This is a genomic window from Kitasatospora sp. NEAU-CNBT7, assembly GCF_057220535.1.
In genome coordinates, this window is the sequence record NZ_JBXQQB010000103.1 from 1 (window position 1) to 3877 (window position 3877).

The window sequence follows — 3877 nt, forward strand, 5'->3', positions numbered from 1 at the left end:
GCCGGGGGCCCCGCAGCGGCGGCCGCCCCGGCTGCCGGCTGCGAGCGCGGCGCCACCGTGTGGCTGACCGGGCTGCCCAGCGCCGGCAAGACCACCCTCGCCCTCGCGCTGGCCGAGCGGCTGCGCGCCGAGGGCCACAGGGTCGAGGTCCTGGACGGCGACGAGATCCGCGAGTTCCTCTCCAAGGGCCTCGGCTTCACCCGCGAGGACCGCCACACCAACGTCACCCGGATCGGCTTCGTCGCCGAGAAGCTGGCGTCCAACGGCGTGAAGGTGCTGGCCCCGGTGATCGCCCCGTTCGCCGACTCCCGCGCCGCGGTGCGCGAGCGGCACGCCGCCAACGGCACCGAGTTCCTGGAGATCCACGTCGCCACCCCCCTCGAGCTGTGCTCGGAGCGCGACGTCAAGGGCCTGTACGCCAGGCAGGCCGCCGGCGAGATCTCCGGTCTCACCGGCGTCGACGACCCGTACGAGGCCCCGGCCGACCCGGAGCTGCGCATCCAGACCCGCGGCCGGACGGTCGCGGAGTCCGCCGCCGATCTGCACGCCTTCCTGACCGAGAGGGGCCTCGCATGACCACCGCCACCCAGGGCCTGGTCGCCACCGACGGCAACCCGTACGCGCTGTCGCACCTGGACGCCCTGGAGGCGGAGTCGGTGCACATCTTCCGCGAGGTGGCGGGCGAGTTCGAGCGGCCGGTGATCCTGTTCTCCGGCGGCAAGGACTCCATCGTCATGCTGCACCTGGCGCTGAAGGCCTTCGCCCCGGCGCAGGTCCCCTTCTCGCTGCTGCACGTGGACACCGGCCACAACTTCCCCGAGGTCATCGCCTACCGCGACCGCGTGGTGGCCGAGCACGGCCTGCGGCTGCACGTCGCGCACGTGCAGGACTTCATCGACGACGGCCGGCTGCGCGAGCGCCCGGACGGCACCCGCAACCCGCTGCAGACCGTGCCGCTGCTGGACGCCATCGACTCCCACAGGTTCGACGCGGTGTTCGGCGGCGGCCGCCGCGACGAGGAGAAGGCCCGCGCCAAGGAGCGCGTCTTCTCGCTGCGCGACGAGTTCGGCGCCTGGGACCCGCGCCGCCAGCGGCCCGAGCTTTGGTCGCTGTACAACGGCCGGCACGCGGTCGGCGAGCACGTGCGGGTCTTCCCGCTGTCCAACTGGACCGAGCTGGACGTCTGGCAGTACATCGAGCGCGAGAACATCGAGCTCCCGGAGATCTACTACGCCCACGAGCGGGACGTCTTCGCCCGCGACGGGATGTGGCTGACCGCCGGCGCCTGGGGCGGCCCCAAGGAGCACGAGAGGGTCGAGACGCGGCTGATCCGCTACCGCACGGTCGGCGACATGTCCTGCACCGGCGCCGTCGACTCGGACGCCGCCACCATCGCCGACGTCATCACCGAGATCGCCGCCAGCCGCCTCACCGAACGCGGCGCCACCCGGGCCGACGACAAACTCTCCGAAGCCGCCATGGAAGACCGCAAGCGCGAGGGGTACTTCTAGACATGAGCACCACCATCGAGACCAGCGCCACCTCGCTGCTGCGCTTCGCCACCGCCGGCTCCGTCGACGACGGCAAGTCCACCCTGGTCGGCCGACTGCTGCACGACTCCAAGTCGGTCCTCGCGGACCAGCTGGAGGCCGTCGCACACGCCTCCCGCCGCCGCGGCCAGCAGGCCCCCGACCTGGCACTGCTCACCGACGGCCTGCGCGCCGAGCGCGAGCAGGGCATCACCATCGACGTCGCCTACCGCTACTTCGCCACCGCACGGCGCCGGTTCATCCTCGCCGACACCCCCGGCCACGTGCAGTACACCCGCAACATGGTCACCGGCGCCTCCACCGCCGAACTCGCCGTCGTCCTCGTCGACGCCCGCAACGGCGTCGTCGAACAGACCCGCCGCCACGCCGCCGTCGCCGCCCTGCTGCGGGTGCCGCACGTGGTCCTCGCCGTCAACAAGATGGACCTGGTGGAGTACGCGGAGCCGGTCTTCGCCGCCATCGCCGCCGAGTTCACCGCCTACGCCGCCTCCCTGGGCGTCAAGGACGTGGTGGCCGTGCCGATCTCCGCGCTGGCCGGCGACAACGTCGTCGAACCGTCCGCCCACATGGACTGGTACGGCGGCCCCACCCTGCTGGAGCACCTGGAGACCGTCCCGGTCGGCACCGACCCGAGCGTCGAACCGGCCCGCTTCCCGGTCCAGTACGTCATCCGCCCGCAGACCGAGGACAACCCCGACTACCGCGGCTACGCCGGCCAACTCGCCTCCGGCGTCCTGCGGGTCGGCGACCCGGTCACCGTGCTGCCCTCCGGCCACACCACCACGATCGCCGCCATCGACGCCCTCGGCACCGGGACCGACATCGCCTGGGCCCCCCAGTCCGTCACCGTCCGCCTCACCGACGACATCGACATCTCCCGCGGCGACCTCATCGCCGCCGGACCCGCCCCGACCCCCACCAAGGACATCGAGGCCACCGTCGCCCACCTGAACGAGCGCCCGCTGACCGTCGGCGCGAAGGTGCTGCTCAAGCACACCACCCGCACCGTCCGCGCACTCGTCAAGGAAATCTCCTACCGCATCGACATCGACACCCTCGAACAGCGCACCGACACCGACGCACTCACCGTCAACGACATCGGCCACGTGGTGCTGCGCACCGCCGAGCCGCTGGCCCTGGACGACTACCGCGCCAACCGCCGGACCGGATCGTTCCTGCTGATCGACCCGGCCGACGGCACCACCCTCACCGCCGGCATGGCGGGCGAGGCCTTCGACACGGTGGCCGCGGCCGAGCCCGTGACCGTTTCAGCAGAGGACTCCTCCGATGGCTCTCACACCGCACAGCCGCCCCCGGCCCGTCACCCGTAACCGCTCCCGGCCCGGCGCCGGGCGTGCCGTGGTCGTCGCGGCTGTCGTGCTGAGCCTGAGTGGTCTGCTGGCCGCCTGCGGGTACGGCTCGAAGTCCGTCCCGCGCGCGAACCCGGCACCGGCCGCCGCGTCCGGTGCCTCGGACAAGAAGCTGTCCGCCGACACCGTGAAGATCGGCTACTTCGCCAACCTGACCCACGGCACCCCGCTGGTCGGCCTGCAGGAGGGCCTGTTCCAGAAGGAGCTGGGCGCGACCCAGGTCAAGACCCAGATCTTCAACGCCGGCCCGGCCGAGATCGAGGCGCTGAACGCCGGTTCGATCGACATCGGCTGGATCGGCCCCTCCCCGGCCATCAACGGCTTCACCAAGTCCAAGGGCACCTCGCTGCGGGTCATCGGCGGCTCCGCCTCCGGCGGGGTGAAGCTGGTCGTCAACCCCGACAGGATCAAGACCCTGGACGACCTCAAGGGCAAGAAGATCGCCACCCCGCAGCTGGGCAACACCCAGGACGTGGCGCTGCTCAACTACCTGGCCGAGAAGGGCTACAAGGTCGACGCGCAGTCCGGCGCCGGCGACGTCTCGGTGGTCCGCTCGGACAACAAGGTCACGCCGGACGCGTACAAGTCCGGCTCCATCGACGGCGCCTGGGTGCCCGAGCCGACCGCCTCCAAGCTGGTCACCCTCGGGGCCAAGGAACTGCTGAACGAGAAGCAGGTCTGGCCGGACGGCAAGTTCGTGATCACCAACATCATCGTCTCTCAGAAGTTCCTCAAGGAGCACCCGGACGTGGTGGAGGCCGTGCTGCGCGGCTCGGTGAACACCAACGCCTTCATCAAGGCCAACCCGGACAAGGCCAAGGCCGACGCCAACGACGCCATCAAGGCGGCCGCGGGCAACGCCCTGGAGCCGGCCGTCCTCGACCCGGCGTGGAAGGACATCGAGTTCCTGGACGACCCGCTGGCGAACACCTTCCAGGCCGAGGCCGACCACGCGGT

General features: G+C 71.3%; 4 protein-coding genes. All 4 read left to right on the forward strand.

Features of this window, described 5'->3' with window-relative positions; all coding sequences use genetic code 11:
* Nucleotides 1–576: adenylyl-sulfate kinase (gene cysC, locus AC2TEW_RS38525; RefSeq protein WP_484627803.1), on the forward strand; the 576-nt coding region annotated here is incomplete at its 5' end.
* Nucleotides 573–1511, forward strand: coding sequence for a sulfate adenylyltransferase subunit CysD (gene cysD / locus AC2TEW_RS38530; RefSeq protein ID WP_484625425.1), 939 nt, complete (start codon nt 573–575; stop codon nt 1509–1511). The genes cysC and cysD, both read left to right, overlap by 4 nt.
* Before the next feature lie 2 nt (nt 1512–1513).
* A complete protein-coding gene (locus tag AC2TEW_RS38535) occupies nt 1514–2881 on the forward strand; it encodes a sulfate adenylyltransferase subunit 1 (protein WP_484627810.1) in 1368 nt (455 codons plus the stop codon).
* Nucleotides 2838–3877: ABC transporter substrate-binding protein (locus AC2TEW_RS38540; protein WP_484627811.1), on the forward strand; the 1040-nt coding region annotated here is incomplete at its 3' end. The genes AC2TEW_RS38535 and AC2TEW_RS38540, both read left to right, overlap by 44 nt.

Excerpts from the sequence above, each read along its gene's own strand:
- cysD (WP_484625425.1), top strand. The coding sequence starts at position 573 with ATGACCACCGCCACCCAGGGCCTGGTCGCCACCGACGGCAACCCGTAC.
- AC2TEW_RS38535 (WP_484627810.1), top strand. The coding sequence starts at position 1,514 with ATGAGCACCACCATCGAGACCAGCGCCACCTCGCTGCTGCGCTTCGCC.